This is a genomic window from Actinocrinis sp., from assembly GCF_035653575.1.
Classification (GTDB): domain Bacteria; phylum Actinomycetota; class Actinomycetes; order Streptomycetales; family Catenulisporaceae; genus Actinocrinis.
Genome location: NZ_DASRBQ010000048.1, coordinates 1 through 16,882, shown reverse-complemented (window position 1 = coordinate 16,882; position 16,882 = coordinate 1). Strand labels below are relative to the sequence as shown.

At 70.3% G+C, this 16,882-nt stretch carries 16 protein-coding genes; 6 read left to right on the top strand and 10 right to left on the bottom strand.

The window, feature by feature from the left end:
• Window positions 1–5 precede the first annotated feature (5 nt).
• The 3 genes from VFA06_RS07150 to VFA06_RS07140 are packed head-to-tail and all read left to right on the top strand — an operon-like array spanning window position 6 to window position 3,445.
• Window positions 6–995: an ABC transporter permease gene (locus VFA06_RS07150; protein ID WP_349260088.1), complete on the top strand. Its 990-nt coding sequence runs from the start codon at window positions 6–8 to the stop codon at window positions 993–995.
• Entirely contained in the window at window positions 992–2,743 is a 1,752-nt protein-coding gene (locus VFA06_RS07145) for an ABC transporter ATP-binding protein (protein WP_324839636.1), read from the top strand. Before VFA06_RS07150 ends, VFA06_RS07145 begins: the two co-directional genes overlap by 4 nt.
• A gap of 33 nt (window positions 2,744–2,776) precedes the next feature.
• Entirely contained in the window at window positions 2,777–3,445 is a 669-nt protein-coding gene (locus VFA06_RS07140) for a Type 1 glutamine amidotransferase-like domain-containing protein (RefSeq protein ID WP_324839635.1), read from the top strand.
• A gap of 43 nt (window positions 3,446–3,488) precedes the next feature.
• Here the strand turns inward: VFA06_RS07140 and VFA06_RS07135 are convergent, their stop codons facing one another.
• Window positions 3,489–4,952: a protoporphyrinogen/coproporphyrinogen oxidase gene (locus VFA06_RS07135; RefSeq protein WP_324839634.1), complete on the bottom strand. Its 1,464-nt coding sequence runs from the start codon at window positions 4,950–4,952 to the stop codon at window positions 3,489–3,491.
• 153 nt (window positions 4,953–5,105) lie between these two features.
• A complete protein-coding gene (locus VFA06_RS07130; protein ID WP_324839633.1) occupies window positions 5,106–5,966 on the bottom strand; it encodes a helix-turn-helix transcriptional regulator in 861 nt (286 codons plus the stop codon).
• Between the two features lie 136 nt (window positions 5,967–6,102).
• On the opposite strand from VFA06_RS07130, the gene VFA06_RS07125 reads away from it, so the two are divergent.
• Complete coding sequence (locus VFA06_RS07125; protein ID WP_324839632.1) at window positions 6,103–6,996, top strand: NAD(P)-dependent oxidoreductase; 894 nt, start codon at window positions 6,103–6,105, stop codon at window positions 6,994–6,996.
• Window positions 6,997–7,019: 23 nt separating this feature from the next.
• On the opposite strand, the gene VFA06_RS07120 is transcribed toward VFA06_RS07125, so the two are convergent.
• The 6 genes from VFA06_RS07120 to VFA06_RS07095 form a co-directional block, all read right to left on the bottom strand.
• Window positions 7,020–8,609: a N,N-dimethylformamidase beta subunit family domain-containing protein gene (locus VFA06_RS07120; protein WP_324839631.1), complete on the bottom strand. Its 1,590-nt coding sequence runs from the start codon at window positions 8,607–8,609 to the stop codon at window positions 7,020–7,022.
• 182 nt (window positions 8,610–8,791) lie between these two features.
• A complete protein-coding gene (locus tag VFA06_RS07115) occupies window positions 8,792–9,490 on the bottom strand; it encodes a haloacid dehalogenase type II (RefSeq protein ID WP_324839630.1) in 699 nt (232 codons plus the stop codon).
• Between the two features lie 160 nt (window positions 9,491–9,650).
• Window positions 9,651–9,890, bottom strand: a complete 240-nt coding sequence (locus VFA06_RS07110; RefSeq protein WP_324839629.1) for an anti-sigma factor family protein — start codon at window positions 9,888–9,890, stop codon at window positions 9,651–9,653.
• Complete coding sequence (locus VFA06_RS07105; RefSeq protein ID WP_324839628.1) at window positions 9,887–10,525, bottom strand: RNA polymerase sigma factor; 639 nt, start codon at window positions 10,523–10,525, stop codon at window positions 9,887–9,889. Before VFA06_RS07105 ends, VFA06_RS07110 begins: the two co-directional genes overlap by 4 nt.
• Before the next feature lie 70 nt (window positions 10,526–10,595).
• Complete coding sequence (locus tag VFA06_RS07100; RefSeq protein WP_324839627.1) at window positions 10,596–11,348, bottom strand: flavodoxin family protein; 753 nt, start codon at window positions 11,346–11,348, stop codon at window positions 10,596–10,598.
• Between the two features lie 93 nt (window positions 11,349–11,441).
• Window positions 11,442–12,080, bottom strand: coding sequence for a TetR/AcrR family transcriptional regulator (locus tag VFA06_RS07095; RefSeq protein ID WP_324839626.1), 639 nt, complete (start codon window positions 12,078–12,080; stop codon window positions 11,442–11,444).
• A gap of 117 nt (window positions 12,081–12,197) precedes the next feature.
• Between VFA06_RS07095 and VFA06_RS07090 the strand changes: the two genes are divergently transcribed.
• Complete coding sequence (locus VFA06_RS07090; protein ID WP_324839625.1) at window positions 12,198–12,983, top strand: SDR family oxidoreductase; 786 nt, start codon at window positions 12,198–12,200, stop codon at window positions 12,981–12,983.
• A gap of 22 nt (window positions 12,984–13,005) precedes the next feature.
• Here VFA06_RS07090 and VFA06_RS07085 read toward each other — a convergent pair whose 3' ends face one another.
• Window positions 13,006–13,548, bottom strand: coding sequence for a carbonic anhydrase (locus VFA06_RS07085; protein ID WP_324839624.1), 543 nt, complete (start codon window positions 13,546–13,548; stop codon window positions 13,006–13,008).
• Window positions 13,549–13,655: 107 nt separating this feature from the next.
• Between VFA06_RS07085 and VFA06_RS07080 the strand changes: the two genes are divergently transcribed.
• Entirely contained in the window at window positions 13,656–14,333 is a 678-nt protein-coding gene (locus VFA06_RS07080; RefSeq protein ID WP_324839623.1) for a TetR/AcrR family transcriptional regulator, read from the top strand.
• 3 nt (window positions 14,334–14,336) lie between these two features.
• Here VFA06_RS07080 and VFA06_RS07075 read toward each other — a convergent pair whose 3' ends face one another.
• Window positions 14,337–16,433 carry a PIG-L family deacetylase gene (locus tag VFA06_RS07075; protein ID WP_324839622.1) on the bottom strand — a complete coding sequence of 699 codons (2,097 nt, stop codon included), beginning with the start codon at window positions 16,431–16,433 and terminating at the stop codon, window positions 14,337–14,339.
• Window positions 16,434–16,882: the final 449 nt, after the last annotated feature.

Genomic DNA, 16,882 nt, shown 5'->3' with positions numbered 1-16,882 from the left:
TGCCCATGGCCACCTTCCTGCTGCGCCGCCTGCTCGGCGCGATCGTCACCCTGCTGGTGCTGTCCGTCATCGTCTACGGGCTCTTCTACCTGCTGCCCACCGATCCGGCGCGGATGATCTGCGGGCCGCGATGCAGCCCGCAGGACGTCGCCGCGGTCAGCCGCGCCTACGGACTCGACCAGCCGATCTATGTGCAGTACTGGCACTTCCTCGCGGCGATCGTCGCCGGACGCGACTACAGCACCGGCCCGAGCACCGTGCACTGTGGCGCGCCGTGCTTCGGCTACTCCTTCGAGACCGGGCAGTCGGTGGACTCTCTGCTGCTGTCCGCCCTCCCGGTGACCGCGTCGCTCACCCTCGGCGGCGCGGTGCTGTGGACGACCTTCGGCGTCGGCGCGGGGATCGCCTCGGCGCTGCGTCGCGGCCGACTGGCCGACAAGACGCTGACCGGACTGGTGCTGGCGAGTACGGCACTGCCGCCGTTCGTGCTCGCGCTGTTCCTCATCCTGCTGTTCTGCGCCTATCTACAGTGGCTGCCCTTCCCGAACTACGTCTCGATCGGCGACGACCCGGTGCAGTGGGCGCAGAGCCTGATCCTGCCGTGGGCCACCCTCGCCCTGCTCCAGGCCGCGAACTACGCGCGGCTCACCCGCACCTCGGTGCTTGAGACGCTGAACGAGGACCACATCCGCACCGCCCGCGCCTATGGACTGAGCGAGCGGCGCATCGTCGCCCGGCACGCCCTGCGCGGAGCGCTGACGCCGCTGGTCTCGCTCCTCGCCGTCGATGTCGGGCCGGTCCTCGGCGGCGCGGTGTTCACCGAGAGCGTGTTCGGGCTGCCCGGCCTCGGCAAGCTGCTCGTCGGCTCGGTCGCCACCGTCGACCTGCCGGTCGTGGGCGCGGTGGCGCTGCTGGCCGGAGCCTTCGTGATCCTGGCCAACGTGGCGGCGGATCTGCTTTACGTGGCCATCGACCCCAGAGCGAGCATCAGATGACGAACACGCCACCGGTCGACCTGGCACCGGGTCCCGCGAAGCCCGCCCCGCCGGAGCCGATCCTTTCCGTCAACGGGCTGACCATCGAGTTCCCCGGCCGCGGGCGCGGCGCTGAAACCGCGACGGTGCGCGCGGTCGACGAGCTGAGCTTCGAACTGGCCCCGGGCGGTGCCCTCGGCATCGTCGGCGAGTCCGGCTCGGGCAAGAGTGCGACCGCGCTGGCCCTGCTGGGCCTGCACCGCGGCACCCCGGCGCGCGTCACCGGCGAGATCACCGTCGACGGCACGGCCATACACACCGCGACCGACCAGGAAATCCGGCGCCTGCGCGGCAGCCGCATCGCCATGGTCTTCCAAGACCCGCTCTCCTCGCTCGACCCCTACTACAGCGTGGGGGACCAGATCGCCGAGGTGTATCGGGCCCACACCGGCGCGGGCCGCCGCGCCGCCCGCGACCGCGCGATCGAAGTACTGGATCGGGTGGGGATCGCGGAGGCCGCACGCCGCGTGGACGCGCGACCGCATGAGTTCTCCGGCGGCATGCGTCAGCGGGCCCTGATCGCGATGGCGCTGGCCTGTGAGCCGCGGGTGCTGGTCGCCGACGAACCGACCACCGCGCTGGACGTGACCGTGCAAGCCCAGATCCTCGACCTGCTGAGCGATTTGCGCGCGGACACGGGCATGGCGCTCGTCCTGGTCACCCACGACTTCGGAGTGGTCGCCGCGGTAGCGGACGACGTGTTGGTGATGAAGGAGGGCCGCGCGGTCGAACACGGCCCCGCGACCCGGATCCTGAGCCGGCCCGAGGCCCCCTACACCAAAACCCTGATATCGGCGGTTCCGCGCATTGACACCCCACGCCCGGCTCGCGGCGCACCGTCAACCGACGTCTTGCTTCGAGTCGAGCAGCTGCACAAGCACTTCCCCGCCCCCGGTGGCTTCGCCCTTCGACGCCTGCCTGCGCTGCGGGCCGTGGATGGGGCGAGCCTTGAGGTGCGCCGGGGCGAGGCGCTGGGCATCGTGGGGGAGAGCGGCAGCGGCAAGACGACCCTCGCCCGCATGATGGTCAGCCTGCTGGAACCGACGTCCGGCCGGATCGTGTTCGACGGCGAAGATCTCACCGCGCTGCCCGAGCGGCGGCTGCGCCCGAGCCGCCGGGACCGCCAGATGGTCTTCCAGGATCCGGTCGCCTCGCTCAACCCCCGCCGGACCGTCGGCGAGAGCGTCGCCGAACCGCTGCGCGCGCACGGCGAACGCGACGAGCAGAGCATCCGCCGCACGGTGCGGCAGCTGCTGGAAAAGGTCGGTTTGGAAACAGCGCACTACGACCGCTTCCCGCACGAGTTCTCCGGCGGGCAGCGCCAGCGCATCGGGATCGCCCGGGCCCTGGTGCTCCGGCCCAAACTCGTGGTCTGCGACGAGCCCGTGTCAGCGCTCGACGTCACCACGCAGGCCCAGGTGATACGACTGCTCGCGGACCTGCGCGAACAGCTCGGCTTGACGCTGGTCTTCGTCTCTCACGACCTCGCGGTGGTGCGCCAGGTCAGCGACCGGGTGGTCGTCATGCGCCACGGGCAAGTGGTCGAGTCCGCCGATGCAGAGACGCTTTACACCAATCCGCGGCACCCGTATACACGAACCTTGCTCGATGCGGTCCCGGTCCCCGACCCGGTACTGGCACGCGAGCGCAGGGCACAGCGCAAAACCCGCGCTCTCGCGCAGCAGCGCCTCGAACCTCGACTAACGTAGCTGTCACGGCTCTCGATGTACGAGGAAGGCGCGATGAAGCTTCTCCTGACCTCCGGCGGCGTCAGCAACCAGAGCATCCGCGACGCCCTGGTCGACATGCTGGGCAAGCCAATCGCCGAGTCCACTGCCCTGTGCATCCCCACCGCGATGTACGGCATGCTGCCCGGGACCGCCGTCATGACCTGGCGGCAGATCGCCGGACAGACTCCCACCCCCATGGTCGAGCTGGGGTGGAAGTCCGTCGGTATGCTGGAGCTGACCGCGCTGCCCAGCATCGCCGAGGAGAACTGGGTTCCCTTGGTCCGGGAGACCGACGCGCTGCTGGTGTGCGGCGGCGACGTGCTCTACCTGCACCACTGGATGCACGAGTGCGGCCTGGCGGATCTCTTCGCGTCGCTGAACGACACGGTCTACGTGGGGCTGAGCGCCGGCAGCATGGTCATGGCCCCGCACGTCGGGCAGGAGTTCGTCGGCTGGAAGCCGGCCGGCGGCGGTGACCGCGCGCTGGGCATGGTCGGATTCTCGATCTTCCCGCACCTGGACAACCCTTCGTGCCCGGAGAACACCATGGCCGACGCCGAGAAGTGGGCCGCGCGGATGCCGGTGCCCGGATACGCGATCGATGACGAGACGGCCGTCAAGGTGGTGGACGGCGCTATCGAGGTCGTCTCCGAGGGACATTGGAAGCTCTTCGAGCGTTAGCGGCCAAGCGCCCCTGCCAGCGCGCGCGGCCAAAACGCCGGACTCAGGTTTCGATGAGGTGCGCGGTGAATTCGCGGCGGGAGGCCTGCCAGCGCTCATGGTCGAAGGCGTCGCTGCCGAGGGCGTCGGCGGCTTGGTAGCCCATGTCCAGGGCATGGTGGACGTTGTCGGGAGTGAACAGGCCTTGGCGGCCGAGGGTGGTCAGCCGCGGCAGGGTGTCGATCCAGGATTCGAGCGCCGCGAGGTGGTCGCGGTAGCCGGCGTTGTGGACCGGGTAGCCGTGACGCAGGCGCTTGACCTGAACCCAGGCCAGCCGCAGCGGGGGCAGCGCGCATGCGCTGACCGTCCGCTGCACCAGGTCGGCCAGTTGCCGCTCGTCGGCGGACCACAGCTCGTCGCCGACCTGGCAGGGGATCTCGAAGCAGATCACCGAGCGGTCGCTCGGGTCGTCCGGATTGATGCGGTGGTTGGCCGGTTCGGAGATGCGCGTGACCGGGGCGGCGGGGGAGGGCAGGTAGTGCACGTCGTGCCCGCTCCAGCGTCCGCCCTCGTGCACGGCGTAGACCAGCAGCAGGGCGCGGAAACGCAACTCGCTCGCGGCGGCCAGCGCTTCGTAGGGGGCCGACGGCACGAGCAGACGGGCGAGTTGCGGCAGCGGCAGCGTGGAGAAGACGTGCTTGGCGCGCACCGTGCCGCCGTTCGTCCACGGCTCGGCGCTGCGGCGGCCGGCACGCTCCGCGGCCGCGCTGTGGGATTCCGAGCGGGCGGCGGTGACGGTGGCGCCCTGCTCGTGCAGTTCGATGCGTTCCACAGTGGTGCCCAAGGCGATGCGGGCGCCTGCGGTGATCGCGGCGTCGGCGAGCGTTTCGGTCAGCTGGCCGAACCCGCGCCGGGGGTAGAGGTAGGCCAGGGACTCACCGGCCAGGCCGGCGCGCACCGCGCGGGTGAGGGCGGCGAAGGCGGTGGGCGCGCCGGCCTTGCGCCGGGCTTGGTCCGCGTCGAGTTCGTCTCCTGAGACGCCCCAGAGCTTGCGGGCGTAGGGCTCGTACACCAGCTGGTAGAGCGTGGGGCCGAAGCCTGCGCGCATCAGATCCGCGTAGCTGGCTTCTGCCGCGTCGGGAGCCTTGGGGCGCAGCATGGACAGCGCGTCGAGTGCAACCCTGGTTCGTGGTGCGCGGGGGAGGGCTTTGGCTAGTTCTCGCGGTTTGAAGGGGTAGGTCACCCATCGGTCGCTGAGCAGGATGCGCCCAGTGCGGTAGCGGGTTTGCAGGTCCGCGCCGAGCAGCGCGCGCAGGTCGGCGAGGATGTGCGGGGGCGTGGCCGGGCTGAGGCGGTGGCTGCCGTAGTCCACGCTCATGCCGGCGATCTCGAAGGAGGCGGCCATGCCGCCGGTGTTCTCGGCGCGCTCGAGTACGAGCACGCTCTGGCCGCGGCGTGCTGCCCGCCATGCGGCTGCCAGCCCGGCGGGCCCGGCGCCCAGGACGAGCAGGTCGGCCTCAGCAGCCATGGGTGGTGTCCATGTGCGTGATCCTAGCGGCCTTTTTCCGCACGTCGCGGCGTATCCCGGGCGTCATCATGTCAGGGTCAGGATACCGGCCGGACGGCTCCTTCTTCAGGGACTTCCGGCCCTAGCGATTCAGCGAGACGATCCCGCCCAGGCTTAGCGGACGTTGCCCTCGGCGAAGGATTCCTGGCCCAGCACGCGCAGCAACTCAAGCTTTCCGACGTTGTCGGTGCCCGGTTCTGCGGTGTAGAGCACCAAGGACTGCTCGCCCGAGGTCGAGGCGGAAAGCAAGGTCTCGCACTGCAGCGTGATTTCGCCGATATGCGGGTGTACGAAGGTCTTCGTCGTGCCGCGCATCACCGCGACGTCGTGCCGCTCCCACAGCTCGCGGAATGCGGCGCTGGCCTTCAGCAAGTCGCTGATGAGCTCGTTGACCTCGGCGTCGTCCGGGCGGCGGGCGTGGGTGGCGCGCAGATCGGCGACGTGGTTGGCCATCAGTCTGGGCAGTTGCTCCTTGATGATCAGCCGCGGCTGGGTCTCGGTGAACATCCGCCAGATGGCGTTGCCGGCGCGGCCGGGCAGGACGGGGGCGCCCAGGAGCGCCTCAGCCATGGCGTTGCGCGCGAGCACCTGGCCGGTGTCGCTGATCACCTGCGCGGGCGCGTCCACGAGGCGGTCCAGGATGAGCAGGAGGCCTGGCGACACGTGCCGTCGTGCCGCGCCGCGCGTCCGCGTCGGATAACCGGCCAGGCGGTGCAGGTAATCGCACTCGTCCTCGGTCAGCCGCAGCGCGCGGGCCAGCGCGCCGATCACCTGTTCGGAGGGCCGGGCCCCGCGCCGCTGCTCCAGACGCGCGTAATAGTCCACGGAGATCCCGGCCATCTGCGCGACATCCTCCCTGCGCAGGCCCGGGGTGCGCATCCGGGCGCGCGGGGAGAGGCCCACCGAGGACGGGTCGATGCGCTGTCTGCTGCGCCGCAGGAAGTCCGCCAGTGCCGCGAGGTCGATCGAATTCACCCGATCATCCTCGCGCGCGAACCCGGCGGTAGCCAGGGACTGCCGGTCCGTGGCTAAACCGGTCTCTGCAACCCGAGGCAGAAGACCGCCAGGGTGGGTCGTGCAAGCCGAACGCAGCGCGGAACGGAGCACGACGATGACGAACGAGACGATCCTGGTCACCGGAGCGACCGGGCAGGTCGGCAGGCGGCTGGTGCCGAGGCTGCTGTCCTGGCGCGAGCCGGGCGACCAGATCAGGGTACTGGTGCGCACGCGGCAGGCCGCCGAGCACTTCACGGGCCTGGGCGCGCAGTGCGTGCTCGGCGACCTGCTGGAGGCCGCGGACCGCAAGCGGGCGCTGGACGGGGCGACCGTGGTCGTCAACGTCGCCGCGACCTTCCGCGGCCCGGCCGTGACCGACGATGACATGTATGCGCTGAACCGGGACGCGGCCGTGGCGCTGGCGACGGAAAGCGCTCAAGCGCGGGTGCGCCGCTTCGTGCAGATCAGCACGAATCTCGTGTACGGCCCGGGCATCGGCCGGCCGGTGCGGGAGGACGACGAACTGCGCGCGGTCGTGACGCCGCAGCAGCGTGCATACCCGGCGAGCAAGCGGGAGGCCGAGGAGCGGCTGCGCGAGCTGAGCACGGAATCAGGGCTCGATATCGTCGCACTGCGCCTCGCCTTCGTCTACGGCGACGGAGACCCGCACATCGAGAACATCCTTCCGCGCTTCGCCACCGCGGCGGCGCACGAGCCGATGGCGATGGTGCACCACGCGGACGTGGCCCAGGGCGTGCACCGCGCTCTCAGGGCGCTGCCGTCGACAGAGAGCGGCTACCGGGCCTACAACATTTGCGGTGACGGGGTCTCGACGGTATACGAGCTGCACGAGCTAGTCGGGCAGCGCATGGACCTGGACGCGGCCGAGGGAAGGACCGTCGCGGATCCGTGGTATTGCGTGCCCGACACGACGCGCGCGTATCGCGAATTGGGCTTCCGCCCGATCTACCCGAGCGCCAGAGCGGCCTGGCGCGACGGCGCACTCTAGCCCCAACCTCGGAAGGGCCCCGCCTAGTCCAGCCCGAGGCCCGCCGAGCTCGGGACCCCGTCCGCGGCCGTGTTGTCGGCGGCCGGATGCCGCTTCCCGGCCGGTCCGGCAGCAAATGCGGTCAACAGGTTAAGTGTCGCTGCCTGCACGAATTGCCGGCCCGCGGCGGTCACCGGGACCGGGAAGCACGCGGGACCCAGCGCGCATACCCATTGCATTGTCCCGGCGTCGAACACCGCGGCTCCGCTCGAAACGGTGTAGTAGGCGGACTCCTGGTAGCTCGGGCGGCCCTGGCAGATCAGCGGGGAGTGGCTGAGCACCTCGAGAGGGTGCGGAGTGGTCGGGATGTCCACCACGCGGTCGTACTCCGGGTATACGAGCCCTGGGAAGGAGGAGCCGCGGGCCGCGCCGGTCCCGGCGAAGATCCAGCTGCTCGGGTCGTAGACCACGTAGGCCGCGTTGGCCGGATTGCACTGATAGTACGAGCCGGTCAGCGCGTTCTCGGGGCGTGGGTCCGGGCTGTCGCGCCAGTTCTGCGTTGTCTCGGCCGGGTCGGTGGCGAGCAGCGGATCGGTTGCGGCCTCCTTGTAGCAGATGATCAGGCGGTCCCGGCCGAGCGCGGTCGCGGCCCAGCGGATGTGGCGGTAGACGGCGTTGGCGCCCAGGAAGGCGAGGTTGGTGCCGGTGTCGCGCGCGGCCGTGAGCGTGTCGCGCATCTGCTGCGAGTAGTACTCGTCGTGCCCGTCCGAGACCACGGCCGCGGCGCCGCGAAACAGTTCGGGGTGGGCCTCGAGCTCGAGGTCGGTTTCGTAAGCCACCGGCAGGCCGTGCTGTTCGGCGAAGTACACCAGGCCCCGGTCGAACTGGAAGAACAGGCCCGAGCCCGCGGGCTCGTTGTAGTCGGTGTACGGCCGGTCGAAGGAGACCGCGCGGGAGCGGTTGGAATGGCCGTGCGGCCCGTCGTAGAGGGAGTACCCGCCCCAGCCGTTGTAGGCCTGCCAGGTGGTGACCCCGGCGACGAGCACGATCCGCCCGGCGGTCTGCGTCGAGCGCACGGTGATCGGGACGTAGCGCTGTCCTGCGCCATCGGAGGCGACGAGCTTGATCAGGTAGTCGCCCTGCGGCCAGCCGGCCGTGCTGACGATGAGCGAGGGCCGCCAACGGCATTCGACGGTGGCGGTCGAGTGGTCGAACGACACGGCGGTCTGCACGTGGCCCGCGGTCTCAGCGGACTGCCAAACCTGCCGCGCGCCGGCGCCGCCGTAGTAGCCGAAGCGATACGCGATAGCCGTGAAGCGCGGCGCGGTGGTGGACACGAAGAGGTGGAAAGACTGGCCGCTTGTGACCGAAACCTGGTCGGCGTACCCCTCGATGGCGTGCGCAGACCCGATCGCCGACGGCGCGATGGCCCACGCTGTCGTCCCCGGTTTGGCATTTTCGGCCGCGACGTCGAACGATGCGGCGGGTCTGGTGGTCGATCGCGGTGATGATGCTGGATGCGGCACGACGCGCGCCGAGCAACTGCCGACAAGCGCGACCAGGAGTGCACCGAGCAGCGCGGCGACTTTGAGTTGCCTGCCGCGCCGCAGGATCGGCCGAGACCCGCCGTTCATGGCTGTGCGCCCCTCCCGCTGCGCGACTAGACGAAACGATAAGGGCGGCGTGCGCGCTATGTTTCCGCGTTCTCGCAGGTCGCGCTGAATTCAGGAGGTGTACGCCGATTCAACGCCCCCGGTTCATCGCAGGTGCAATCGAGGCTGGCTGCGGAGCTCAGGGCGTGCGCGAGATGTGGGTGTCAACGAGAACTGCTCGTGGCGGCGGCCAGAAGGTCGGCCAACTGGCGCAGATCCTTCGCGCCGTACGTGGGCGCCGCCAGATATGGCGGGTAGCTCGCCGCCTCCCGCTGTAGCCATGCCGCTTGCAGTCCCGCCCGGCGTGCTCCGTCGACGTCCCACGGATGCACCGCGACCAGCAGCGCCTCAGCCGGATTGACGTCCAACTGCCTGGCTGCGTAGTGATAACTACGCGGGGAGGGCTTCCAGGCGCGTGGCGCGGCGACATCCAACAGCGCCTCGAAGTAGTCCCGCAAGCCCGCCCGGCGCAGGACCGCGTCGCTGACCGCGATTGATCCGTTGGTCAAGGTGGCGAGGCGCAGACCGGCGGCGTGTAGCGCGCGAATGCCTGGATCGATGTCGGGATGCAGCGGAAGCTGCGCGAAACCGTCCAGCACGTGGGCCGCTGCCGCGGCCGGGTCGCCAGACCAGTCCTTGCGACCGGAGAGCACCGCGCGCAACCCGGCGTCCGCGATCTCGCGGAAGTCCGCGTAGGCCCCGGCGGCGGTCAGCGCGAAGCCGTCGCGCAACACGCCGGCGAACCAGGCGGGCAGCACGTCGGCGGACGCGCCCACCTGTTCCAGCCGCGGCCCCAGCGCGGACAGGTCGGTGAGTGTCTCGTTGACGTCGAAGAGCACCAACCGCACGGGCGCATTCGCCATCACATGCCGCCACTTCGCTCGGCCGAGATTGCGGACTCGTTCCGGCTACCCGCCGCGGCGCAGGCCTAACGCCGGTGCCTGCGTCCGTTCCCGTGCGGAGGCGTTCGTACATAAAACCGCGGGGTTCCGTGGCCTGGGTCGCTTCCTTGAGTACGGCCCGTCAGGGCGCGGCTGCGCCGGGCCAGTCGCGGAATGCGGCCAGCAGCCGGTCACGGGCGTGCCCGGCGAGGCTGTCGCCGGGAAGATGATGCAGCTCGCCGACCGTGTGGCGGATCTGCTCCAGGTAGCGCTCGCAGCCATCACACGCGGCCAGGTGCTCGATGAACCTGGCCGCGGTGTGCGCGTCCAGGGCGCCGTCGAGGTAGGCGGTGACCAGTTCGACGAATTCGTCGCAGTTCATGCCGGCACCTCCTGAGTGAAGTGTTCCTCCAGCGCCGCCCGCAGCGCCGCACGGCCGCGGTGCAGCAGGACTCGCTGGTTGGCCGCGCTGACCGCGAGGATCTCGCATACCTGTTCGCTGCTGTAGCCCTCGACGTCTCGCAAGGTCACCACGATCCGTTGCCGCGCCGGCAGCTGCTCCAGCGCGGCGGCCAAGTACCGGCGGGTCTCGCGCGCGAGCAGCTCGCTTTCCGGGGTGGGCCACCGTTCGGGATGGCTGCGCCAGTGCCCCGGATACGGATCGTCGCTGCCTCGGAAACGCGCCGGATCGACCGTCGGTGCGTAGTCTTCGGCCGTCAGGGTCAGCGCGGAGGCCGGAATCACCCGCGCGTCGCGGCTGCCGCGGCTCATCGCTCGGTTGACCAGGATCCGGTACGTCCAGGTGCGCAGCGACGCGCGGGATTCGAAGTCGTCGATGCCGCGCAGTACCCCGAGCCAGGCCTCTTGCACCACGTCCTGCGCGGCGTGCTCGTCGCCGACATACGCGCGTGCGACGCGCAGCATGCCCGGCGACCACGCGTCCAACAATGCGGCGAACATCGCCTCGTCGCGCGCACGCAGCCGCGCCACGATCACCGCGTCGGCGGGCAGCTCCACGTCCGGCACTCTAACCGGTCTCGGCGCCGCACGCGGTAAGTCACGGCGCCGGACCCGGAGAGGGCCGCAGTCAGCGGTATTCGGGATTGGGGAAGTCGAAGCGGGCTCCCGCGTCCCAGGCGGCGCGCTGGTTGCCGTGCGCGGGAATGCCGCCGGCGTCCTTGAGCATGCGGGCCAGGTGCAGCAGATTCCAGGTCATGAACGTGGTATTGCGGTTGGTGAAGTCGTTCTGGGGGCCGCCGGAGCCCGGATCGAGGTAGGAGGGCCCGGGCCCGGCCTCGCCGATCCATCCGGCGTCTGCCTGCGGTGGAATGGTGTAACCCAAGTGTTGGAGGCTGTAGAGCACGTTCATCGCGCAGTGCTTCACGCCGTCCTCGTTGCCGGTGATCAGGCAACCGCCGACCCGGCCGTAGTAGGCGTACTGCCCGGCGTCGTTGAGCAAGTGCGAGCAGGCGTATAAGCGCTCGATGACCTTCTTGGTGACCGACGAGTTGTCGCCGAGCCAAATGGGACCGGCGATCACCAGGATGTCGGCCGGCACGACGCGGTCGCGGTACAGGGCGGGCCATGCGTCCGAGGCCCAACCGTGCTCGGTCATGTCCGGCCATACGCCGGTGGCGATGTCGAGGTCGATGGCGCGAACGACATCGACTTGCACGCCGTGCTTCTGCATGATGGCGGCGCTGAGATCGATCAGGCCTTGGGTGTGCGACAGCTCCGGGGAGCGCTTGAGGGTGCAGTTGATGAACAGCGCGCGCAGATCGTCGTAGCGCGGTTGCGGCGCGGCCGCGTCGGCTTCGACGGCTTCGGGATTGCTGGACATGAGGGCCTCCTTCAGGGACTTGCACCATTAGTCCCGGCAACCCTCAGTTCGTTACACAGGCGGCCGTCACCGCCTTTGAGCCGCGAACCGCCTTCAATCCTCGGTCGTGCCGGCCCGCCTCGTTCGCGATTCGACGTGATCGAGGATCGCGTCGAGGGCGATCTCCAGCGGCCGGGTTTCCCGCTGGATCTGCGTGAGCAGCAGGCCGCCCTGGAGCGCGGCGAGGACCGCCAGCGCGAGATCCTCCGGATCGCCGTCGAGCTCCCCGCGCGCGTGCATCGCGCTCAGCCCCGCGCGGATGGCCGCTTCCCACCGCAGGAACCCGGAAGCAACGGCCAGGCGCGCCTCGGGATTGTTCTCGGCCACCTCGCCGCCGATCGAGCCGATCGGGCAGCCTCCGCGGCACTGCATGCGCCGCTGATACTCCACGAGCGCGTCGCGCCACCGCCGCAGACCCTCCATCGAGTCCATGCGGCCGAACAGCGGTTCCTGCAAGCCAAGCACCGCCTCGGTCTGATACTCGATCACGGCGAGCAGCAGCGCCTGCTTGTCCGCGAAGTAGTGGTAGATCTGCGAGCCGCTGACCCCGGCGGCGGCGCGCACGTCCTCCAGCGTCGCCTCGGTGACGCCGCGCTCGTATATCAGCTGGGCGGCGGCCGCCACGATCCGCTGCCGGGTCGCCTCGCCTTTGCGCGTCAGCCGACCGGAAGAGCTCTGCGTGCTCGTAGTCATGCCCTGAGCCTCACCGATTTTTGGATTGGACAACCCATTTTTAGCCGAGCATTGTGGACTGCGCAACCCAATCCGGCCGCGGGCGGCGGCCGATCGCCCCGAGGGAAGGCAAGGCTCATGGAACTGAGCGGCAAGACGGCCCTGGTCACCGGCGGGACCGGCGGCATCGGCAGCGAAACGGCGAAACTGCTGGCGGCCGCCGGCGCACAGGTGGTCGTCACCGGCCGGGACACCGAACGCGGCGCGGCCGTGGTCAAGGCAATCTCCGAGAACGGCGGCTCCGCGCGCTTCGTGGCGGCCGACCTGACCGACCCGCGATCGCTGTGGGCCCTGGCCGAGGCGGCCGGTGCCGTCGACATCCTGATCAACAACGCGGCACAGTTGCCGATGGGCCCGACCATCGCCCAGGACACCGCGTTCACCGGCGCCGGCGCCGCACCCGACGCGACAGAGCTCTTCGACGCGGCCTCGTTCGACGCGGCATTCGCGGCTAACGTGCGGGCCCCGTACCAGCTGACCGCCGCCTTCGCGCCCGCCATGGTGGCCAAGGGCTTCGGCAGCATCGTCAACGTCAGCACCATGGCCGCGCGCATCGGCATGCCCGGCCTGCCCGTCTACAGCGCGACCAAGGCGGCGCTCGAATCGCTCACCCGCACCTGGGCGGCCGAGTTGAGCCCGCACGGCGTCCGGGTCAACACGGTCGCCCCCGGCCCGACGCGCACCGAGATGGCCCTCGCCACCATGGGGGAGCAGGCCGCGGCCCAGATCGGCGCGACCACCCTGCTCGGCCGCCTCGCCACACCGCGCGAGATCGCCGAGGTCATCCTGTTCCTGACCACCGATCGCGCCGCCTACCTCACCGGCGCCACGATCGCCGCGGACGGTGGCCGCACCGCTATCTGAATGCTGAGACTCGCCGAGCCCCTCAAGGGCACCGGGCGTCGACCACGGTGGTGACCCGTCCGGTTTCGACCTCGTACACGTGGCCGGAAACGTACAACCCCGGCGGGAGCAGAGGCGAGGCCAGGAGACGGTCGACGTCGGCGACGACGGTCGCGTACGGGTCGCTCACGGCGGATGCTTCGAGCGCTGCCTCGTCCACGCCAGTCGCTTCGCAGGCCTCGCGCCGGAAGTCGGGGTCGGCGAGGAAGCCGGTCCCGCACTGCGTGTGATGGATGACCGCGACTTCGACGCGCCGGTCATCGGTGATGCGCCCGCCGGCCAGCTTTCGCCCGAGGAAGGCCAGGTAGGCGATCTCCTCGAGGACGGGCTGGGTGACGCGCCCGCCCGCGTTGCGCAGGACGGGTGAATCGCCGAGCTTGAGCCCGAGCGTGATCGCCGGATCGACCCGGTGGTCGAGACAGGCGATGACGATGACCTGCGCACTGGGCAGGCCGAGCGGCACCGGCGTGTAGGTGCGGGCGAACGTCTCGTTGCGCTCAAGCAGCGGGGTCATCCTGCTGGTCATGGTGAGTCCCCTTCCCCTTAGTCCGAGTTAGTGGACAGCGTCCACCACTTAGTGGACGCTGTCCACCGTAATTGAGTCAGTGGATGCTGTCCACTAACTTGGCGTCCGTGACGAGCAACGAATCGGCGGGCGACGAATCCGCGGGCGACGGCGCCGGCACCACCCGACGCCCACGCGGCGCCGTCCGCGACGGGCTGGTCGCCGCGGGACTCGAGCTGGCCCGCACCGGCGGCCCGGACGCGGTCGTGCTGCGCGAGGTGGCGCGGACGGTGGGCGTGGTCCCCAACGCCGCCTACCGGCACTTCGCCGATCGCGACGAGCTGCTGGCCGCGGTGTGCTCGGCGGCCATGGGCGAGTTCGCCGCGCGCATAGCCGCCGGCGTCAGCCGCGTGCGTGGCAAATACGGTGACCCCGCAGCAGCCCGCCGCCGCCTACGCGCCATCGGTCAGGCGTACCTGCGCTTCGCCCGCGAGCAACCAGGGCTCTTCGCGACCGCGTTCGCCCTACCACACCAGCATTCCTACCGCATTGCCGACACTACGGCGCAGCCCCACCCAGCCCCGCTCGACCAGCTGCGCGCAGTGCTCGACGAACTCGTCGACGCCGGCATCGTGAGCAAATCCCGCCGCGCCGGAATCGAATACGCCGTGTGGTCCACGGTCCACGGACTGGCCGTACTCACCGGCCAAGGCCCCCTGCGCGACGCACCCGAGGCCACCCGTCAGCGCATTGAGGAAGCCGTACGCGCCTTCATCGAAGCCGCCCTGCGGTCCGAGGGCCCCTGACTTTCACTTTGTACTGGTCCACGCGGTGAAACCGTCGGCGAGCCGGTCGATTCGCTGAATCGCGGTCCACAGCCGGCCGTCGTTGCCCAGGCAGGCCGCCACGATGGTTCCCTGCGCGGTCTGGATCGCGCTCGCCGTGCCTGCCAGCGGCGGCCCGTCCACCTTGCGCCAGGCGGGCGCGGCGGCGCGGCCGGCGCCGAGCGCTCCGGGCTCGACCGTCGGCGCGGTCACGAGACCTCCGTCGTCACCCATGAGGTACAACAGCGAACCCGAGCTGGGGCCGACGCGCCACGGCGCGATGCCGACCGGTCCGATTCCGCCGGCGCCGGTCACGGTTGCCGTAGTCCATCGCGACGAGCCCCGCGCTTCCGTGCACACCGCGATGTCGGCGGACCGCGGCGGACGGTAGACCAGAACGGCCCGGCCGTCGATGGATTCGACCGCGGTCAGCGGGCTCGCGGGCAGCGCCGCGCCGATGACTTTCCGCGCCGTGAAGTCACTCGCGCCCGCCTTCGACTGCCGGATGCGCACGACCCCGCGGGAGCTGGGCGCGTATACCTCGACCGCGCCTGAGCTCCGCGCGAGCGCTGCCAAGCCGTCCTGGCACGGACTCGGGACGGTGACAGGCCGCCACGTGCCCCAGGCGCCGGCCGCTGACCGCTGGATGACGCTGACGCCTCGGCGGTGATCGCGCACGAAGACGCTAAGCACGCCCCGGCTGTCGAAGGCGCCGACCGGGATTCCGGTCTCCCGCGCCCGGATCGGGTCCGAAGCCGGCGAACCGAGCGACCGCCAGTCCGAGAATGCGAGCGATCCGCCGCGCTGGGCAGACCAGACGACCTCGACGACCGGATCGCTGCCGAGAGTGGTGGTGCGGCGCAGCGCGAGCAGCGTCAGCTGTCCGTCCGGCCCACGCACCGTGCTCACCGCCGGCGCCACATATCCCTGTGTGCCGATCGTTTCCGCGATGCTCCACGGGTTGGCCCCGCCCAACCCGCCGCGCCAGGAGACGACTTGACCGCCGAGCGTGCCGACCGCGGCCAAAGTTCCGTCCGCTTGCACGCTGAGCCAGTCCGTTGCGCGGGGGTAGCGCTGCCACGTGCTGAACCCGTACTGGATCTGATCGTCCTCGCCGAGTTCGAGGTCGCCGCACATCGTCGCGTAGCAGTCGGGCCGTCCGCCGCCGCCATAGACGAGCAGCGCGCTGGACTTGTGGTGGTAGCTGTCCGAGGTCAGATTCTTCGGCCACCACGCGTTCGAGTAGCCGCGGAAATGCTCGACGGCCGGGACCGTGTCGCAGGCCGCCGCGTATCTGCCGAGCGCCGCGATGCCGAACTCGGCGGACGCCGTGTGGTCCGGATGGTCGCTGTACTTGACCGGGGAGCCCGCCACCCGGTCCGGGTCCGGGTCCAGGAGGCGCACCATGGTCGGCTTGCGCTGCTGCAGCAGCGCGACGAGCGCCGTGATCAGTTCCTCGCGCCCGACTCGCTGCGCCTGGGCCACCGGAGAAGTCGCGGCCGGCTGGGTCTGCTGCGCGGCCGCGCGGCCGGACCACAGCGTGCGCAGGCTCCTGACGGTCGGATCGCCGGCCTCGTCGGCGCGCAGCTGGCCGCCGAGCCGCGTGCCGACGAAGTACAACGCGATGTCAGGCGCCGATTTCAGCACGGACTTCTCGACCACGAGCCCTGACCCGAGCCGGACCGCGCTGATCTGCCACGGCGCGTCGTCGCGTCCGGTGGCCATCAGCGAGTACGCGGCGCGAATGCCGTTACGACGGGCCTCGACGTACCGGGGAAAGTCCACCGGGACCGCATGACGGCCACTCGTGCGGATCGAGATGTTGCGGCCGTCCGACTCGCCGGCCGAGAGGTACACCGTGGCCAGCGACGCCGAGTCGGTGATGTCCTGCCAGGCGAGCGGGTTGATGAAATAGAGGTCGTCGTCCGGGTGCGCGACGATCTGCACGATCGAGGAAGGCGAGGGAGCCCGCCGTTTCCCGATGGCCGCGGGCGCCGGATCCGAACCGCCGATCGCCTCCCAAAGGCTCACTCCCGCCGTGGCCGCGACGGCGCCAGCCACCCCGGTCCGACGTAACAGCATGCGGCGGGTAACCCCGCTCCGCCACAACCCGCTCACGACACCCTCCCGCTGTGCAACCCCGAACCCGACCCCGAAGCCCCGTCCCCGTCACCGACCCCGAACCCCAACGAGGCGGTAACGGTAACGGTAACGGAGACAGAGCTTCGGGGTAGGCACTAAGAGATCACGCTTGGGATACGCACACCATGCCGTGCGCCGTTGGGGTGACCGGCGCACGAGTGGGGTGACTGGCGCACGGGCTCACGTCATGACACGTATGTCACCACCGGATTCGCGGCGGTGTGCGTGGCGGTCAGCGACCCGGTGCCGCCGGTGAAGGCGACCAGCACCGACGGCGGAAGCCACCCTGGCGCAGCGCGGCAGCGGCTACCAGCTCGCCGCCACCGTGCCCGCGCACACCAGCCACGGCACGCAGGACTACTGGGCCGTGTGTAAGAAGTAGCGTCGGA

What these genes read in the sequence shown, in the direction of transcription:
- VFA06_RS07135 (WP_324839634.1), bottom strand. Translation starts at nt 4,952, where the DNA reads ATGGCTGCTGAGGCCGACCTGCTCGTCCTGGGCGCCGGGCCCGCCGGG.
- VFA06_RS07145 (WP_324839636.1), top strand. Translation starts at nt 992, where the DNA reads ATGACGAACACGCCACCGGTCGACCTGGCACCGGGTCCCGCGAAGCCC.
- VFA06_RS07150 (WP_349260088.1), top strand. Translation starts at nt 6, where the DNA reads ATGGCCACCTTCCTGCTGCGCCGCCTGCTCGGCGCGATCGTCACCCTG.
- VFA06_RS07075 (WP_324839622.1), bottom strand. Translation starts at nt 16,433, where the DNA reads ATGCTGTTACGTCGGACCGGGGTGGCTGGCGCCGTCGCGGCCACGGCG.
- VFA06_RS07095 (WP_324839626.1), bottom strand. Translation starts at nt 12,080, where the DNA reads ATGACTACGAGCACGCAGAGCTCTTCCGGTCGGCTGACGCGCAAAGGC.
- VFA06_RS07085 (WP_324839624.1), bottom strand. Translation starts at nt 13,548, where the DNA reads ATGACCAGCAGGATGACCCCGCTGCTTGAGCGCAACGAGACGTTCGCC.
- VFA06_RS07140 (WP_324839635.1), top strand. Translation starts at nt 2,777, where the DNA reads ATGAAGCTTCTCCTGACCTCCGGCGGCGTCAGCAACCAGAGCATCCGC.
- VFA06_RS07125 (WP_324839632.1), top strand. Translation starts at nt 6,103, where the DNA reads ATGACGAACGAGACGATCCTGGTCACCGGAGCGACCGGGCAGGTCGGC.
- VFA06_RS07090 (WP_324839625.1), top strand. Translation starts at nt 12,198, where the DNA reads ATGGAACTGAGCGGCAAGACGGCCCTGGTCACCGGCGGGACCGGCGGC.
- VFA06_RS07120 (WP_324839631.1), bottom strand. Translation starts at nt 8,609, where the DNA reads ATGAACGGCGGGTCTCGGCCGATCCTGCGGCGCGGCAGGCAACTCAAA.
- VFA06_RS07115 (WP_324839630.1), bottom strand. Translation starts at nt 9,490, where the DNA reads ATGGCGAATGCGCCCGTGCGGTTGGTGCTCTTCGACGTCAACGAGACA.
- VFA06_RS07110 (WP_324839629.1), bottom strand. Translation starts at nt 9,890, where the DNA reads ATGAACTGCGACGAATTCGTCGAACTGGTCACCGCCTACCTCGACGGC.
- VFA06_RS07100 (WP_324839627.1), bottom strand. Translation starts at nt 11,348, where the DNA reads ATGTCCAGCAATCCCGAAGCCGTCGAAGCCGACGCGGCCGCGCCGCAA.